This is a genomic window from Rhizobium sp. LARHSG275 (assembly GCF_052871115.1).
Map to the genome: position 1 here is coordinate 60,527 of NZ_JBIXJN010000028.1, position 15,277 is coordinate 75,803.

General features: G+C 61.3%; 13 protein-coding genes and 1 pseudogene. All 14 read right to left on the reverse strand.

Features of this window, described 5'->3' with window-relative positions; all coding sequences use genetic code 11:
• Positions 1 to 113: 113 nt before the first annotated feature.
• Entirely contained in the window at positions 114 to 1,901 is a 1,788-nt protein-coding gene (locus ACIPSK_RS29210) for an adenine deaminase (RefSeq protein ID WP_162118813.1), read from the reverse strand.
• Complete coding sequence (locus tag ACIPSK_RS29215) at positions 1,898 to 2,800, reverse strand: nucleoside hydrolase (protein WP_162118812.1); 903 nt, start codon at positions 2,798 to 2,800, stop codon at positions 1,898 to 1,900. Before ACIPSK_RS29215 ends, ACIPSK_RS29210 begins: the two co-directional genes overlap by 4 nt.
• Before the next feature lie 4 nt (positions 2,801 to 2,804).
• A pseudogene (locus ACIPSK_RS29220) lies at positions 2,805 to 2,933 on the reverse strand (ABC transporter ATP-binding protein); the annotation flags it as partial.
• Between the two features lie 34 nt (positions 2,934 to 2,967).
• Positions 2,968 to 4,011 carry a LacI family DNA-binding transcriptional regulator gene (locus tag ACIPSK_RS29225; protein ID WP_162118811.1) on the reverse strand — a complete coding sequence of 348 codons (1,044 nt, stop codon included), beginning with the start codon at positions 4,009 to 4,011 and terminating at the stop codon, positions 2,968 to 2,970.
• A gap of 174 nt (positions 4,012 to 4,185) precedes the next feature.
• On the reverse strand, positions 4,186 to 5,619 hold the full coding sequence (locus ACIPSK_RS29230) for an efflux transporter outer membrane subunit (RefSeq protein ID WP_162118810.1): 1,434 nt from the start codon (positions 5,617 to 5,619) through the stop codon (positions 4,186 to 4,188).
• A gap of 150 nt (positions 5,620 to 5,769) precedes the next feature.
• On the reverse strand, positions 5,770 to 8,880 hold the full coding sequence (locus tag ACIPSK_RS29235) for an efflux RND transporter permease subunit (RefSeq protein ID WP_162118809.1): 3,111 nt from the start codon (positions 8,878 to 8,880) through the stop codon (positions 5,770 to 5,772).
• A 48-nt stretch (positions 8,881 to 8,928) separates the two neighbouring features.
• On the reverse strand, positions 8,929 to 10,140 hold the full coding sequence (locus ACIPSK_RS29240; RefSeq protein WP_162118808.1) for an efflux RND transporter periplasmic adaptor subunit: 1,212 nt from the start codon (positions 10,138 to 10,140) through the stop codon (positions 8,929 to 8,931).
• Positions 10,141 to 10,302: 162 nt separating this feature from the next.
• Positions 10,303 to 10,905, reverse strand: coding sequence for a TetR family transcriptional regulator (locus ACIPSK_RS29245; RefSeq protein WP_162118807.1), 603 nt, complete (start codon positions 10,903 to 10,905; stop codon positions 10,303 to 10,305).
• Between the two features lie 209 nt (positions 10,906 to 11,114).
• Positions 11,115 to 12,059, reverse strand: a complete 945-nt coding sequence (locus tag ACIPSK_RS29250; RefSeq protein WP_162118806.1) for a phosphoribosylaminoimidazolesuccinocarboxamide synthase — start codon at positions 12,057 to 12,059, stop codon at positions 11,115 to 11,117.
• A gap of 257 nt (positions 12,060 to 12,316) precedes the next feature.
• Positions 12,317 to 13,021: a phosphoribosyltransferase gene (locus ACIPSK_RS29255; RefSeq protein WP_281410334.1), complete on the reverse strand. Its 705-nt coding sequence runs from the start codon at positions 13,019 to 13,021 to the stop codon at positions 12,317 to 12,319.
• Entirely contained in the window at positions 13,018 to 13,824 is an 807-nt protein-coding gene (locus tag ACIPSK_RS29260) for a pseudouridine synthase (protein ID WP_162118805.1), read from the reverse strand. Before ACIPSK_RS29260 ends, ACIPSK_RS29255 begins: the two co-directional genes overlap by 4 nt.
• Positions 13,825 to 14,036: 212 nt before the next feature.
• Entirely contained in the window at positions 14,037 to 14,243 is a 207-nt protein-coding gene (locus ACIPSK_RS29265) for a hypothetical protein (RefSeq protein ID WP_003542611.1), read from the reverse strand.
• Positions 14,244 to 14,382: 139 nt separating this feature from the next.
• Positions 14,383 to 14,721, reverse strand: a complete 339-nt coding sequence (locus tag ACIPSK_RS29270; protein WP_162118804.1) for a hypothetical protein — start codon at positions 14,719 to 14,721, stop codon at positions 14,383 to 14,385.
• Between the two features lie 357 nt (positions 14,722 to 15,078).
• On the reverse strand, positions 15,079 to 15,277 hold a 199-nt coding region (locus ACIPSK_RS29275), incomplete at its 5' end, for a hypothetical protein (protein ID WP_446533089.1).

Sequence of the window (15,277 nt, forward strand, 5' to 3'; positions counted from 1 at the left end):
AGAAGGGGAATCGATACGTTGCGGCGAGTCTCTTCTTCCCAGCGGGAAGAAGGAGACGGCAGACGGATGGGGCCACACGGCACGCCATCGTCATATCATATGTGCGTTTTGGCTTACAGAACCTCTAGCACCGGGCTCTCCGTCACTGTCCCCATTACCACATCGGCAATTCCGCGATCGGTCTGGTGCGGGCCGGCATTGCAGGCGAGCGTAGCGCCGAAGCAGGCCTTGAAGACCCGATAGGGTGGTTTCCAGTCGACGATCTTTTCCATTGCACCGCGTATGCTGACGAAGGCTAAGGCGGTGTCCTTCAGTGATGCCTCCGTCACCAGACCGGAGAGCGGTAGCGGCAGCATCGCTTCGATCCGCCCGTCCTTGGCGACCGCCATGCCGCCGCCAGCTGATATGACGGCGTTGGCGGCGAGCGCCATGTCGCCCGGATTGCCACCGAAGACGGTGAGGTTGTGGCTGTCATGCGAAACGGTGGTGCAGAAGGCGCCGCGCCATTCACCCCAGCCGGTGAGGAAGCCAATGCGCGGGATGCTGTCGGTCTTGCCGTGGCGATGGACGACGGAGATCATGGCGCTGCCGACCGGCGGCACGACGAAACCGTCCCTCACTTCGGTTTCGGCCTCGCCCCATTGCGTGAAGCGCGGGCGGTCGATGGTGGCGACGCGGACGCGCTCGCCCTGGGCCGGAATGCGGAAATCATTCTCGATCAGCGGCGGCAGCTTCATCGAATTGACAAGCGGCGCCGTATCAATCTGCTGGACGGCCACCTGCATGCTGCCGTTGCGGGCGACGATACGGCCGCCTGATATGACCAGCCGCGCGCGGAATTCCGTGAGGTCGTCAAAGAGCACCATGTCGGCGCGGCGGCCGGCGGCGAGGAGGCCGAGATCGGGACGCTGCAGACGTTGTGCGGCATTGAAGGTCGCTGCACGGATGGCCCATTCCGGCTTCATGCCGTAGCGCACCAGGCGCCTGATGACGTCGTCGAGGCCGCCGCCTTCCTGGAGTTCGTCGGGAAAGACGTCGTCGGTGCAGAGCGTGACGGTCGGGGGCAGGTGGCCGAGACCGTTCAGCACCTCGACGAACTCCTTCAGCAGATGGTCGTGAGAGCCGCGCAGCTCGATCGTCAGGCCGGCGGAAAGCTTGGCAAGGAGATCGGCGCCGGAGGTAAGTTCGTGGTCGGAGGTGATGCCCGATGCCATGAAGGCGTTGAGATCGGCGCCTTCGAGGCCGCGGGCATGGCCGCAGACGAGCTTGCCGGCGGCAAGGCCGGCATTGACGATGGCGGTCATGCGCGGATCGCCGTCGATGACGCCGCGCATGTTCATCACTTCGGCGACGCCACCGACGGCGGAGGAGCGCAGCATCTCGGCGACGACGGCAGCATCGAAATCGGCGCCGGCAAGTTCCAGGCCTGGCGCGGAAGGCACACAGGAGGGCGCGAGCAGGATCACGCGCAGTGGCAGGCCGCGCGCCGCCTCGATCGCCCAGCGCACGCCGTCGAGCCCATGGACGTTGCCGAATTCGTGCGGATCCCAGACGATCGTCGTCACGCCGCGCGGCAAGACGGCGTTCGCATATTCGGCCGGCGTCACCATCGAACTTTCGACATGCATGTGCGTGTCGATCAGGCCGGGCGTCAGGATGCGGCCCGAAGCATCGATGGTCTCGATGGCATCCGTTCGGCTTGCCGGGGCATGGACGCTTGATATCAGCGCGCCGACGAGGCCGACATCGGCTTCCCGGATCAGGCCCGTTACCGCATCGAGCAGCCTGCCGCCGGTGATCAGCACGTCGAAAGGAGCGTCGCCGCGCGCTGCAGTGACGGCGCGGGCGCGCAAGGCGGGATCATTGAGATCGGCGGGTTCCTGACGAGGGGTGGCGTTCATTTGCGGGCCTCGTTGACCAAAGCGGCGAGAATGATGACACGCGCCGTGTCGGCATCGATGTCGGCGGCGAATTGGGCATTGAAGGTCGCATGCGTGGCGCGGGTCTCGACGATGGTGCGGCCACGGGTGAGGGCACCCTGCAGCTCGACGTCGATGCGGGCGGGACGGAAGCTCACGACATCAGGGGCTACGAAGGCGACGGCCGCAGAGGGGTCGTAGATTGCCATGGCCGGGCGGCCGCGGCTGGTGCCGATGCGGATATAGGCCGAGAACATATCGGTGATCAGCTCTGCATTGGCGCCGCCGGCATTGCGCATGGGTTCGGTGTCCTCGGGCCTTGCCAGCACCTTGCGGCAGAGGTCGAGATCGACCATGCGCAGCGGAAGGCCATGGGCGATGACGATCGAGAGGGCCTCGGGATCGGCGAGCGCGTTGAATTCGGCGGAGGCCGTATGGTTGCCGCTGGTGACGAGTTCGGTGATACGGGCGGCAAGATCGGGCCGGGCAAGAGCCACGGCGGCGATGTTGGTGAGGGGCCCGAGCGCCAGGATACGGTGCTGGCCCTGGCGCTCCAGCCAACGGCAGAGTGCTGCGAAGGCATCGCTGTCGGCAAGGGCCGCCACCTTCGGCAGGCTCTTGCCTGATGTCGGGATGCCGGTTTCGCCGAGGATCGCCTGCGCGGTTTCGAGCTTGCCGAGCACGGGCATGGCGCGGCCGGTGTGGATGGGAAACTTCCAGCCGAAGGCACTGGCGGCGCCGGCGGCGTTCACCTTTACCTGCGCCAGAGGCGTATTGCCGAAGACCAGCGATACGCCGTCGATCTCGAATTCCGACTGCACCACCACCAGAATGGCGGCGATATCGTCGAAGCCCATATCGGTGTCGATCCAGACGCCCATGATTTCACCCGAAACGTTTGAGGTTTGCAGCACCTGCAACCGGCAGATCGAAGGTGAGTGCACTGCCGGTCTCGTGCGACGGCAGGCATGCATCGATCTCCGCTTTGATCGGGCCGAGCGCGGTGTCGAGGAGGAGTGCTACCGAGGCAATGAAAGCTTTTTTCATCTCACATTTTCTCCATCTCTGAGGTTTTTGGTGCCGGCTTCGCAGGCCGGGATGATTGGCGGACGATCAGCTGCATGGCGACGCGTTCGATCTCCGCGGTAACGAGCACGCCCTTGCGGATGGTGCTTGTTTTTATAGTATCCACCAGCGCCGATACGGCAATTTCGGCAATCCTATCCATGTCCATCCGGACCGTCGTCAGCGACGGCGTGACAACAGGCGACCAGATGAGGTCGTCGAAACCGGTGACGCTGACGTCAGTGGGAATGTTGATGCCAGCCTGCTGCAACTCCGTCAGCGCCCGCAACGCCTGCAGGTCGGAGAGGGCTGCGAAGGCGGTGAAACCCTGTCTGACTTTTTCGGCGAGGCCGAGCGGGCAGCCACTGCCGTTCTCCCGCTCCAGCCGGTCGATCCACAGGGTTTCCGAATGCATGCCCGGGCGCATGCCGGAGCGGATGCCGCCGGCGCGGTCGTTCTGGACGTTGGATTCCTGATTGTTGCCGATGATGAGGATACGGCGATGGCCGAGGCCCGCGAGATGAACGGCGATTTCGTGGCCGCCCTGCCAATGGTCGGCGGCAACGGTGTTTCCAGGCGTCGAGGGAGTATCGATGATGGCGACCGGACAGGCCGCTGCCGAAATGCGGGTGGCGCGGCGAGGAATGATGACCATGCCGTCGACGCCGCGCTCGGCCAGCCGGTTGATCGCCTCGGTCTGGGCGGCGACATCGCCGCGGGAATCGGCGATCAGCACGCCGTAACCTGCGGCGGACGCAGCAAATTCGATCGCCTGCGCGATCTTCGGGAACAGCGGATTGGCGATATCGGGCAGCACTAGGCCGAGAACGCCGCTGCGGCCGGTCCGTAGCGCCCGGCCGGCCTGGCTCGGGACGTAACCGAGTTCGGCCGCATGCTCGCGAATTCTTTCGACCAATTGGCCGGAGACCCGGCCTTTGCCGGAAAGCGCATTGGAGACCGTCGCGACGGAGACGCCGAGCGACGTTGCTATCCTGCTGAGGTTCGGTCCCGGGCGCGGTGCTGCCATGATCGACGATCACTCTGATTAATCGTTTAATCAGAGTGATAGCTCAGCTTTTTCTGCATGTCGAATCCAAATGCATCTTATCGCAATTATTCGATTGCGGCACGCCGCAGGCAAGAAAAAGCCCCGCGAGGCAATCGCGAGGCTTTGTACTTCTCAAGTCGATTGCGGCAGCTGTCAGCCCTTGACAGCCACAACCTTCGCCGCCGGTGCGGTCGTCTTGCCGCCGGGGGCGAAGCCACCACCAACCGCGATGTTCAGCGAGACATAGTCCTTGGCCATCTGTTGGACGGATGCGGCAAGGCTTGCCTGGGCCAGCGAAACCTGGCGCTGCGCGTCGAGAACGTCGAGCAGCGAGGAGGCGCCGTCCTTGTAGGATGCAGTCGAAAGTTCCAGCGTTTCCTGCGTGGTCTTCACCTGGGCCTGAAGCGCCGCGACCGTTTGCGCGTCACGCCGGACGGCCGAAAGCGCATTCTCGACCTGCTCGACCGCGGTCAGCACCGTCGATTTCCAGTTGAGATAGGCAGTGGCGGCATCGGACTGTGCCGACTTGACGTTGGCGCGAAGGCGGCCACCATCGAAGATCGGCAGGTTGAGCGTCGGGCCGAAGGACCATGGCGTCAGGCCGCCATGGATGCCACGCTGGTTGATGTAAGACGGCGAGATCGAGCCGCTAAGCGAGATGCTCGGATAAAGCTGCGCCTGGGCAACGCCGATATTGGCCGTTGCGGCGGCAAGATCACGTTCCGCGACGCGGATGTCTGGACGATTGCGGATCAGGTCGGCCGGGATGCCGGAGGTGATGCCGCCGCGGAATACCGGCTGACCGGAGCCCTTCAGCAATTCATCGACAAGAGCCGAAGCCGGCAGGCCGAGCAGCGTGGCGATGTGATGGGCCGATACGCGGATATTGGTTTCGAGGCCGGGAATTTCGGCGAGCGTCGACTGCACCAGGCCTTCGGCCTGAACGACGTCAAGACGCGAGGCGGCGCCGGCTTCCAGCTGGAACTTGGTCAGCTCGTAGGTTTCCTGACGGGACTTCAGATTGGTCTTCGAAAGCGCTAGACGCTGCTGGAAGTAGCGAACGTCGATATAGCTCGAGACAAGGTCCTGTATGAGGGTCAGCCTGGCAACGTCAGCCGATGCGTAAGCGGAATCGAGCGAGGCAAGCGCGCTCTCCGTATTGCGCTTGTAGAGCCCGAAGAGATCGAGCAGCCAGCTCAGCTGGACGTCGCCGGCACTGGTATTGCGCGTGTCGAACTGCGTGCGCAGCTCGCCCTTCTGGCCGCTGACCGTCTGCGAGGCGCCGACATTCAAATTCGGCAGGCCGCCGGCGCCGGCAGTGGTCACGTTTGCGGAAGCTGCATTGATTCTTTCGATCGCCTGTTGAACTGTCAGGTTCTGATCGAGGCCGGCCTTGACGTAGCCGTTCAGTCTTGGATCCTTGAAGGCGGTCCACCATGCTGCAGTAGCAACATCGCCATCACTCTTGGTCCCACCCTCTCCGAATTTGGCGGGCAGCGGCATCTCAGGAGGAACATGATCCGGGCCTACAACGCAGCCCGACAACAATAACAATAATGCCGGTGTGGCAAAACGAAGAGATACCATTCATTTCATCCTGTACTCGAGCAAGTCAATTCTTGTCCGAAGCTTCATGCTTCACTATCGGCCGCCGCGCCTCGTTCTACCAAAAACACCATTCCGAAGCAGTCGGGCGCAATGTAGCAACGGGAACAGCAATATCACAGTGCATTTATATCACAGTCCTGCCGCATTTTTGCCGCGTGTGGCAAAGATGCGTCGAATGACGACGAAAAACGACGGCACGAAGAAAATTCCGAGCATCGTCGCCGCCAGCATGCCGCCGAGAACGCCGATACCAATCGCATTCTGTGCCGCCGAGCCCGCGCCTGTCGCGATCGCCAGCGGCACGACGCCGAGAATGAAGGCAAGCGAAGTCATGATGATCGGCCGCAGGCGCAATCTCGCTGCTTCCAATGTCGCCTCGTAGAGCCCCATGCCGCTTTCCATGCGATCCTTGGCGAATTCGACAATCAGGATGGCGTTTTTTGCCGCCAGCCCGATAGTGGTGAGCAGGCCAACCTTGAAATAGACGTCGTTCGCCTGGCCGAAAAGGGTTGCCGCCGTCAACGCTCCGAGGATGCCGACGGGCACCGCCATGATCACCGAGAAGGGGATCGACCAGCTTTCGTAAAGCGCTGCCAGGCAGAGGAAGACGACGAGAACCGAGATCGCATAGAGCATCGGCGCCTGCGAACCGGAAAGCCGTTCCTGATAGGAGATGCCCTGCCAGGCGACCGTATAACCGCCGCCGAGCTCACTGGTCAGGGCTTCCATTTCGTTCATCGCATCGCCGGAAGAAACCCCGGGTGCGGCAGCGCCGTCAAGCGGAATGGCGCTGACGGCATTGAAGCGGGCAAGCGAGGGCGCGCCCTTCACCCACTCGGTGCGGGTAAAGGCGGAGAATGGCACCATTTCGCCGTCATTGTTGCGGGCGTACCAGTGGTTGAGATCGTCCGGCTGCATGCGGAAGGGCGTATCGCCCTCGACATAGACCGGCTTGATCTCGCCGTTCAACGTGAAGTCGTTGACGTCGCGGCCGGTGAAGATGATCGACAGCATCGAATTGACCGAGGCGATGTCGACGCCCATGGCGCCGATCTTTTCCTGATCGAGCACGATGCGCATCTGCGGCTCGACTTCCTTGTTGCTGCTGCGCAGCGCCACGACTTTACCCGAGCTGTTGCCCATCTGGATTAGCCGCTTGGAGGCTGCCGTCAGAGCGTCGTTGCCGTGGCCGCCGGTATCGACGAGATACATCGAGAAGCCGCTCGACACGCCGAGGCCCTGGATTGCCGGCGGCAGGAGCGCGAAGACCTGTGCCTCGCGCATCGCAAAGAAGCTGCGAAGCGCCCGGCTGACAACCGACTGAGCACTCAGATTTGGATCGGTGCGCAGCGAAAAATCCTTGAGCTTGGTGAAAACGATGGCGCTGTTCTGGCCGGAGCCGTTGAATCCAAAGCCGAGGGCGCCGAAGACCGATTCGACGGCATCCTTCTCATTCTGGCGATAATAGTTTTCCACCTTCTCAACGACGGCCTGGGTCTGCTGCGTGGTCGAGCCAGGCGGCGTGGTGACGATGGTCAGCAGCACGCCCTGATCTTCCTGCGGCAGGAAAGAGCTCGGCAGTCGGGTGAATAGATAGGCACAGCCGGTGCCGACGAGAAGAAAGACCAGCATGACGCGGATCGGCCGTTTCAGGAGATAGCCGATGGTCCTGACATAGCCGTTGGTCGAGCGCGTGAAGTTGCGGTTGAACCAGTCGCCGACCCGGTGTTTCCGGTGTTCGCTGACCGGCTTCAGCATCGTGGCGCAGAGCGCCGGCGTTAGCACGATCGCAACGAGTGCCGACAGCAGCATGGCCGATACGATGGTGATCGAGAACTGGCGATAGATGATGCCTGTCGAGCCGCCGAAGAAGGCCATCGGAATGAAGACGGCGGTCAGCACGAGCGCAATGCCGACAATGGCGCCGGTGATTTCGCCCATCGATTTCTCCGTCGCTTCGAGCGGCGAAAGCTTCTCTTCCGACATGATGCGTTCGACGTTTTCGACGACGACGATCGCATCGTCGACCAAAAGGCCGATCGCAAGCACCATGGCGAACATCGTCAAGGTATTGATCGAGTAGCCGGTGACCGCCAGCACCCCGAAGGTGCCGAGCAGCACCACGGGAACGGCAATGGTCGGGATCAGCGTGGCGCGCAGATTCTGCAGGAAGACGAGCAGCACCACGAAGACGAGCACGATTGCCTCGATCAGCGTATGCACGACCTTCTCGATCGACAGTTCGACGAAGGGTGTCGTGTCATAGGGATAGGTGATCTTTACGCCTTCCGGCAGCGTGCGGCCGATGACATCGAGTGCGGACCGCACGCGGGCGGCGGTATCGATCGCGTTGGCGCCGATTGCGAGGTTGACGGCAAAGCCGCTCGAAGGCATGCCGTTGTAGCGCGAACTCCCCCCATAGCTTTCCTGACCGATCTCGATGCGCGAGACGTCGCTCAAGCGCACCGTCGCGCCGTCCTTTTCGACCTTCAGGATGATGTGCTCGAAATCGGCGACGGTGGTCAGCTGGCTTTGGGCGGTGATGGTGACGTTGATCTGCTGGCCGGGGATCGTCGGCTGGGCGCCGAGCGAGCCAACGGAGACCTGGGTGTTCTGGGCCTGGATGGCAGACGTCACGTCGCTCGGCGTCAACTGGTATTTCAGTAGCTTGAACGGATCGAGCCAGACGCGCATGGCGTATCCCGAACCGAAGACATTGATGCTGCCGACGCCTTCCAGGCGCTGGATCTGATCCTCGATCGAGGTCGACATGATATTGCCGAGGTCGACGGAGTTGCGTTTGCCATCGGTCGAAACAAGCGAGCCGACGAGAAGGATGCTCGAGGTCGAGCGCGTCACGCTGATGCCGGCATCGATGACGTCGCCCGGAAGCTGCGACTGGACCAGCTGCAGCTTGTTCTGCACTTGCACCTGGGCGATGTCAGGATCGATGCTGGTTCCGAAAGTGAGCTGGATGTTGGCCGAGCCGGTCGACGAGGTCGAGGTCATATACGTGAGGTCGTCGAGGCCGGTCATGCCGTCTTCGATGATCGTCGTCACCGATTTCTCGACCGTCTCGGCGCTGGCGCCGCGATAGGTGGCGTTGATGCGAACCGTCGTCGGGGCGATGTCGGGGTATTGCGAGATCGACAGGGTGAAAATCGCCAGCAGGCCGGCGAGCATGATGGTGATCGCAATGACCCAGGCGAAAATTGGACGTCGGATGAAAAACTTGGCCATCGGTTGTTCCTGTGCGGCTGGGACGGTGACGATGCGGGCCTGCAGCGATTATTTCGCTGCGGCCTTCTCAGCGTCACCGGCCGCAGGCTGTTCGGCAGGCACGACCACGCCGTTGTCATTGATTTTCATCGGGACCGGTTTCACCGGCATGCCCGCCGTGACGGACTGGAGGCCGGTGACGATCAGCTGGTCGCCGTCCTTGATGCCTTCGGTCACGAGCCAGGAATTGTTGGAGGGCGAGCTGTTCTCGAAGGCGCGGGTTTCGACCTTGCCGTCGGCGGAAACGAATTGTGCCGTCAGCCGGCCGTTGGCGTCACGGCTTGTCGCCAGCTGCGGCAGCGCATAACCGGCCTCGGCGCCGAGCTCGACGGTTGCGCGGACATACATGCCGGGCAGCACGATGCGGTCGGGATTGGGAAAGAGCACACGAATGATGAAGGTGCCGGTGGTCTCGCTGACGACCTGCTTCGACATGTCGAGCTTGCCTTGCTGATTGTATTCGTTGCCGTCTTCGAGGATCAGGTGGAAGGCGACGTTCTCCGCACCCTCGATGTTGCCGGCGGCCATCGCGTCGCGCAACCTCAGCAGGTTGGTGCTCGATTCCGTCAGAGAGATATAGATCGGATCGAGCTGGCGGATCGTCGTCAGCGCCGTCGTCTGGTTGGCAGAGACGACGTTGCCGACATTAACGGCCGTCTGGTCGATGATGCCATCGAAAGGGGCGACGATCCTGGTATGGTCGAGGTCGATCTGTGCAGCGGAAAGCGCGGCCTTCGCCGACTCGACTTCGGCCTTGGCCTGGAGCAGCGTCGTCTTGGCCGTTTCGAATTCGATCTGGGTGGCACCGCTGCCGACGAGGCGCTGGTAGCGGTCGAGATTGCTTTCAGCGCTCGGTACGCTGGCTTGCGCCTTGGAGATTGCCGCCTTGGCCTGCTCGACGGCGGCTATGTAGGGTGCATCCTCGATCTGGTAGAGAAGGTCGCCCTTCTTGATTTCGCCGCCTTCCTTAAAGGCGACCTCGCGGATCAGGCCGCTCACCTGCGGCCGGATATCGGCGGTCTGAAATGTCTCGGCACGGCCAGGCAGGATCGTGGTGATCGGGAACGTGCCCTTCGTCAACGCGATCACGCCGACCGGGGCAGCCTGCTGTGCCGCGCCTGCACCCGCATTGCCCGCAGGCTTGGAGCCACTGTCGCTGCAGGCGGCGAGAAGGGCTGCGAATGCCAGGGCCGAGGGGATGAGGAGGGCACGCCGTATCATGCTGAATTCCTGTGCGGTAGCATTCGCCATTCAATCTATGCGCTCGATCCAGCGCTCGGCTGGGCCGAGCACAGGCTTGTACAAGCATCAGGATTGGTTTCAAATGCCGTTATCCGAATTTAACAAAAGCTTTACGAAGTGACGTAATTCAGCAATCATCACTTAGCAAGCGCTATTTTGCAGTGCGGCATCGACGAAACACACGATTTTTTCGGCGCGGTGCACAAGGGTCTCCTTGTCGTCGCGAGCGATCAGGACAGGGTGCAGCACGCAGGCCAGGACGTCTGCAACGGTACGCGCCGCGCTCTCGGGATGGCGGCAATGATAACGTCCCTCCGCCATGCCTTCACGGATGATCTCGCCGAGCTTCGCCTCGATGCGGGCGCGGTAACGATTGCCGGCCTCGAGTTTGGCTTCGATCGTCGAAAGTACCATTTCGAAGATGTAAGGGTTCTTCTGGATGTCCTGCAGGTGGCTTTCCAGCAGGCGCAGGATGAAGCGGAGCAGTTGTTCCTTTGGCGGCAGCTTCTCATCGAAGGCGGCGAAGCGCTCGGCGGCATCGTCGAGATGGCGTCCGGCGATCGCATCGACGAGCGCGACCTTGGAACGGAAATGTTTGAAGACATTGGCGGGCGACATGTGGAGCGCGCCGGCGATATCGGCGATCGACACCGCGACGAAGCCCCGCTCGCGAAACAGCATCTCCGCCATGGAGAGAATGTCTTCCCGCGTTTCCTCGGCCTTGCGTCTTGGCCTTCTTGCCATTTGTTCCCCGCCGGGCTGAGCCCGATACCCCTTTTTTCCGATGCTAGCGCATAACCCCGAAAATCGGAATCGATTTTCGGGAAGGATTATGCGCCAATTCAAAGTGATAGAGCGTCCTTATCGCGTCCTCTCGGACGCGCGGCGCTCTAGCGCGATGGGTGAAACGTCGCAAGCAGGTGAACGGCTTGGCGGCCTTCGCGTTCGTCTTTTCAAGGGAAATAGCGGGCGAGGTTGGTTCGGACACGAGCAAGCGGCGTCTCGCCGCTGTTGTCTGGAACAAAACGCTCACCGGTGATCGCCTCGTAGGCTTTGATGTAGACGGCCGAGGTCTGCTCGATCAGTTCGGCGGGGATTTCCGGGATCTCGTCCTTATAGGGATCGCAACGCTCCGCCACCCAGGCGCGGACGAAATCCTTGTCGAAGCTTTCCGGGCGTTTCCCGGCGGCAAAGCTTGCCGGATAGCTTTCGGCAAGCCAGTAGCGGCTGCTGTCCGGCGTGTGGATCTCGTCAGCGAGGATAATGTTGCCGTCACCATCAGTGCCGAACTCGTATTTGGTATCGACCAGAATCAGGCCGTTTTTCGCCGCCATCTCCTGGCCGCGGGCAAAGAGGGCGAGCGCATATGTCGACAGCGTCTGCCATTGCTCTTTCGTGAGAAGGCCACGCGTGACGATTTCGGCCGGCGTCAGCGGTTCATCGTGACCGCCGTCGAATTCCTTGCTGGTCGGCGTGATGACGGGTTCGGGCAGGACCTGGTTGTCGCGCATACCGTCGGGCAGACGCATGCCGTACATCTCGCGCTCGCCCTTTTTATAAAGCGTCAGGATTGAGGTGCCGGTGGTGCCGGCGAGATAACCGCGCACGACGATCTCGACTGGGAGGATGTCAAGCCGCTTGCCGATGACGACATTCGCATCGGGATAGTCGAGAACGTGGTTCGGGCAGATGTCTTTCGTCGCCTCGAACCAGTAGCGCGCCGTCTGCGTCAGCACTTGGCCCTTATAGGGGATGCAGGTGAGGATGCGGTCGAAAGCGCTCAACCGGTCGGTGCTTATAATGATGCGGCGTCCGTCCGGAAGATCGTAATTCTCGCGCACCTTGCCGCGGTAATAGTTGGGCAATTCCGGGAAATGGGCTTCGGAGAGAATTCGCACGGCGCTCGACTGTCCTTCATTATTGGGTGAAGACTTCCTGCTCTAGTTTCATTGCTGGGGAAGTCAAGTCGATCGGGTATCGCCGGCAGGCCGACATAGGCGAAATCGAAGAAGCGAAAGCCGGTTCCGGTCGCCTTGGCGAGCGCATCGAACGACATGGGCGGGTCCGTTGTTTCATCGATCAGGCGGACTGTAATCGTTCCTCATGCGCTGTACAGAGCGCTTTCAGGCAGAGATTGAACAATCCTCACCTCGCGTCAGGCTGGTGGTGCCTGCCACCGGCCCATGGCGTTCCGCTCCAGAATGGGGGTTGCGAAGACGCCGACGGTTCGCGCGTTCCATTGCGGCCCGGCGGCTGCGAGGCTGTCGCGCCACCGCTCCGATTGCAGCATGGCGGCACCGATAACGACGGGCTCGATACCGCAGCCTGTCAGCAGATGAAGGCCGGCGACGATCGAGGCGCCGCTGGAAAGGACGTCATCGATGAGTGCGACGCGCTGTCCCTGAAGCAGCGGCAGCATGCGCGGATCGATATAGAGGCGTTTCTGCTGTGTCGGCGTGGTGATTGAAGACAGGGCAACGGAGAGCTCGTCGCGATACCAAAATTTACGCGAGGTGCCGAGCGGAACGTAGCGGCTATGGCCGAGTTTCTGCGCCACGGCGGCGGCCAGCGTCAGGCCGAGCGTTGGCATGCCGGCGACGACATCGATGCGCATGGGCCTGATCTTTTCGGCAAGGCGTTCGGCGAGCGCATCGAGCACGGCGAAGCTTGCCTGGTTGACGATCAGCGAGGCGAGGGCGTGATCGCCATCGGCCAGCACGCGGATCGGCAGGCGAAGCTGACGGCCGTCTTCGAGAACGGCGACATAGAAGGAGGTAAATTCCCCATTGCCGGCAAAGGTGCCGGGCGGGTGAAGCTCCTGCCAGAAATCGTGCGGCGCCATTTCCGTCGCAGCAGTCAATTGCGTCTCGTCCTTTCCATGCCGGCTGTCCGGCGCAGCGCCTGCAATTCCGGTTCGCTCAGCGCACGCACGGCGCCTTTCGGCAGTTCACCGAGTTCGAGCCCGCCGATTGCGACGCGCACGAGGCGCTGGCATTCGGTTCCCAGCGCCTCCAGCATGCGGCGGATCTGGCGGTTGCGGCCCTCGTCGAGCTCGACCTCGATCCATGAATTCCTGTCGCCCTGGCGCAGGCGCCGCGCGGCGGTCGCCGTCAGCAATTCGCCGTCGTGGCGGATGCCCGATGTCATGGCGGCAATGTCCTCATCGTCCATGATGCGGTCGATCTGGACATGATAGGTCTTCGTGACATGCGTGACCGGATCGAGCAGTATCTGGGCGAATTCGGTGTCGTTGGTGAAAAGCAGCAGGCCCTCGCTTGCCTTGTCGAGCCGGCCGACCGGAGAGAGATGCGGAATATCGAAATCCCTGAGGCAATCATAGACCGTCGGCCTGCCTTCGGGATCGTGGCGGGTGGTGACGAGCCCGCGGGGCTTGTTAAGCATCAGATAGATTTTCGCTTCGGCAGCGATAACGAGGCCGTCGATACTGATCCTTGCGGTGGCAAGATCGACCCATGCGGAGATATCGCTGACGGTGCGGCCGTCGACCGCAACGCGATCTTCGGCAATCAGACGTTCGGCCTGCGTGCGGGAGCAATAACCGAGCTTGGAAAGGGCGCGGGGAAGGGTAACCCGCTTAGCCGCGGCGTTGTCGGCGGGCTTTGTCCGCTCACGCGTTTTGTGCGGTGGGCGCCGCTCCCTCATCTGCCATCCTTACTGCATAATTCAAAGTGCTACAGTGTCGTTTGCGTGTCTGAAAAGACGCGCGGCGCTGCTTTTGCTGCCGCTTTCTTGGCATGAACGGCGCAAGGATGCCAGCAAGGCAAATTAAAAACGAGGGGGAAGAACAGGCGACGCAAAAGAGGCCCAGCGCTTTGGGATAAAGCGCCGTCACGGCTTGATAGGGTGGCGCTGCCTTAGCGGCAGGCCATGAAGCCGGCCAGTTCCTTACGGCTGACGACGATACCGGCGGCCGCCTTGACCGGGTCCGGATGGGTATAGGACAGACTAGGCATTTCCGGCAGATCGAGTGCTTGGCGCATATTCATGATGCCGACCGCATAGCGGCCATTGGCGCTGTCGACGCTGACTTCAATAATGCAGTTGGCCCTCTTGTTTTCCATGGTAGTCCTCCCTTCGTTTTTTATGTTCCCATAGCTCACATTAAAAATTGGTTTTTGTAAGACATAAGCATTTACGCACCCTGCCAAAAAGGCGGATCGGCGGGTGCGTAAAAACCGGTTTATGGGTGGATTGGCGTGTTCAGCGCCACCAATGGCGAGGCTGCGGCTGCGGGCTGCCGGAAAACAGGTATCCGGCAAGGAAGCCAATGGCGCCCGCAAGCACCAGAGCAGTGGTCGTTGCGGTCGGATGCTCGCGAGCGGCGTCGGCGGCAGCGACACCTTCGGCCTTGATCTGGGCGACGGCGTTCTTCGCCCGGGGCAGGGTTTCATCATAAGCCTTGCCGGCGCGGCCGCGCACTTCGTAATAGGCTTCGGCGCCCTGAGCGGAAATCATCTTCTGCAGGCGCGAGACTTCCTGCTGGAGTGCAGCGATGTCCTTGCTGACAGATGCTCTGATATCATCGGTATTGGCAGCCATGTTGGTCTCCTTCCTTCAATGGGAAAGACAACACCCAACTCGGTGATAGGTTCCGAAATCTCAGTCGCTGATGTGTGACCGAAATTTAAAGCTCGCCAGCTGGAGCCACTTTAATCCTCTGTTAACCATAAAGCCGCGCAAGATCCTGTTTTTTCACTATCTTTCGGTGGCTAAGAGCGACTTTCCGATGGATTTTTGACCAGTCGGTAAAGGAATTTTCAAGAATCCGTTCCGAAAACGCGTCCTGTGGATAATGCCCATCAGCAAAACACAAGCCGAATCAACCTGTTACAAAAATGTCAAAAAACTTTGGTTGGGTGTGTTGACGGATGAGATTGGTTAGTTCTATAAGCCCACTCACTGAACGAGGGCGGCGGCGCTGCTGGCGACGAAGTCTTTCGTTCTAAAGAAACTCAAGCGGATTGGCGATTGCTGGTTTGTGTTCTGGGCGCGAGTTTGGAGCGGGTTTTGTCGACGGCCTTTGGTGTCGTCTGTTATTTGACAATTGAATATAGAGAAGAAAGAGAAACGTGGGCGGCGGAGCTTGCGGGGTCTG

Bases quoted from the DNA above. Each gene is read 5' to 3' on its own strand.
- ACIPSK_RS29210 (WP_162118813.1), bottom strand. From the start codon at position 1,901: ATGAACGCCACCCCTCGTCAGGAACCCGCCGATCTCAATGATCCCGCC.
- ACIPSK_RS29215 (WP_162118812.1), bottom strand. From the start codon at position 2,800: ATGGGCGTCTGGATCGACACCGATATGGGCTTCGACGATATCGCCGCC.
- ACIPSK_RS29225 (WP_162118811.1), bottom strand. From the start codon at position 4,011: ATGGCAGCACCGCGCCCGGGACCGAACCTCAGCAGGATAGCAACGTCG.
- ACIPSK_RS29230 (WP_162118810.1), bottom strand. From the start codon at position 5,619: ATGGTATCTCTTCGTTTTGCCACACCGGCATTATTGTTATTGTTGTCG.
- ACIPSK_RS29235 (WP_162118809.1), bottom strand. From the start codon at position 8,880: ATGGCCAAGTTTTTCATCCGACGTCCAATTTTCGCCTGGGTCATTGCG.
- ACIPSK_RS29240 (WP_162118808.1), bottom strand. From the start codon at position 10,140: ATGATACGGCGTGCCCTCCTCATCCCCTCGGCCCTGGCATTCGCAGCC.
- ACIPSK_RS29245 (WP_162118807.1), bottom strand. From the start codon at position 10,905: ATGGCAAGAAGGCCAAGACGCAAGGCCGAGGAAACGCGGGAAGACATT.
- ACIPSK_RS29260 (WP_162118805.1), bottom strand. From the start codon at position 13,824: ATGAGGGAGCGGCGCCCACCGCACAAAACGCGTGAGCGGACAAAGCCC.
- ACIPSK_RS29265 (WP_003542611.1), bottom strand. From the start codon at position 14,243: ATGGAAAACAAGAGGGCCAACTGCATTATTGAAGTCAGCGTCGACAGC.
- ACIPSK_RS29270 (WP_162118804.1), bottom strand. From the start codon at position 14,721: ATGGCTGCCAATACCGATGATATCAGAGCATCTGTCAGCAAGGACATC.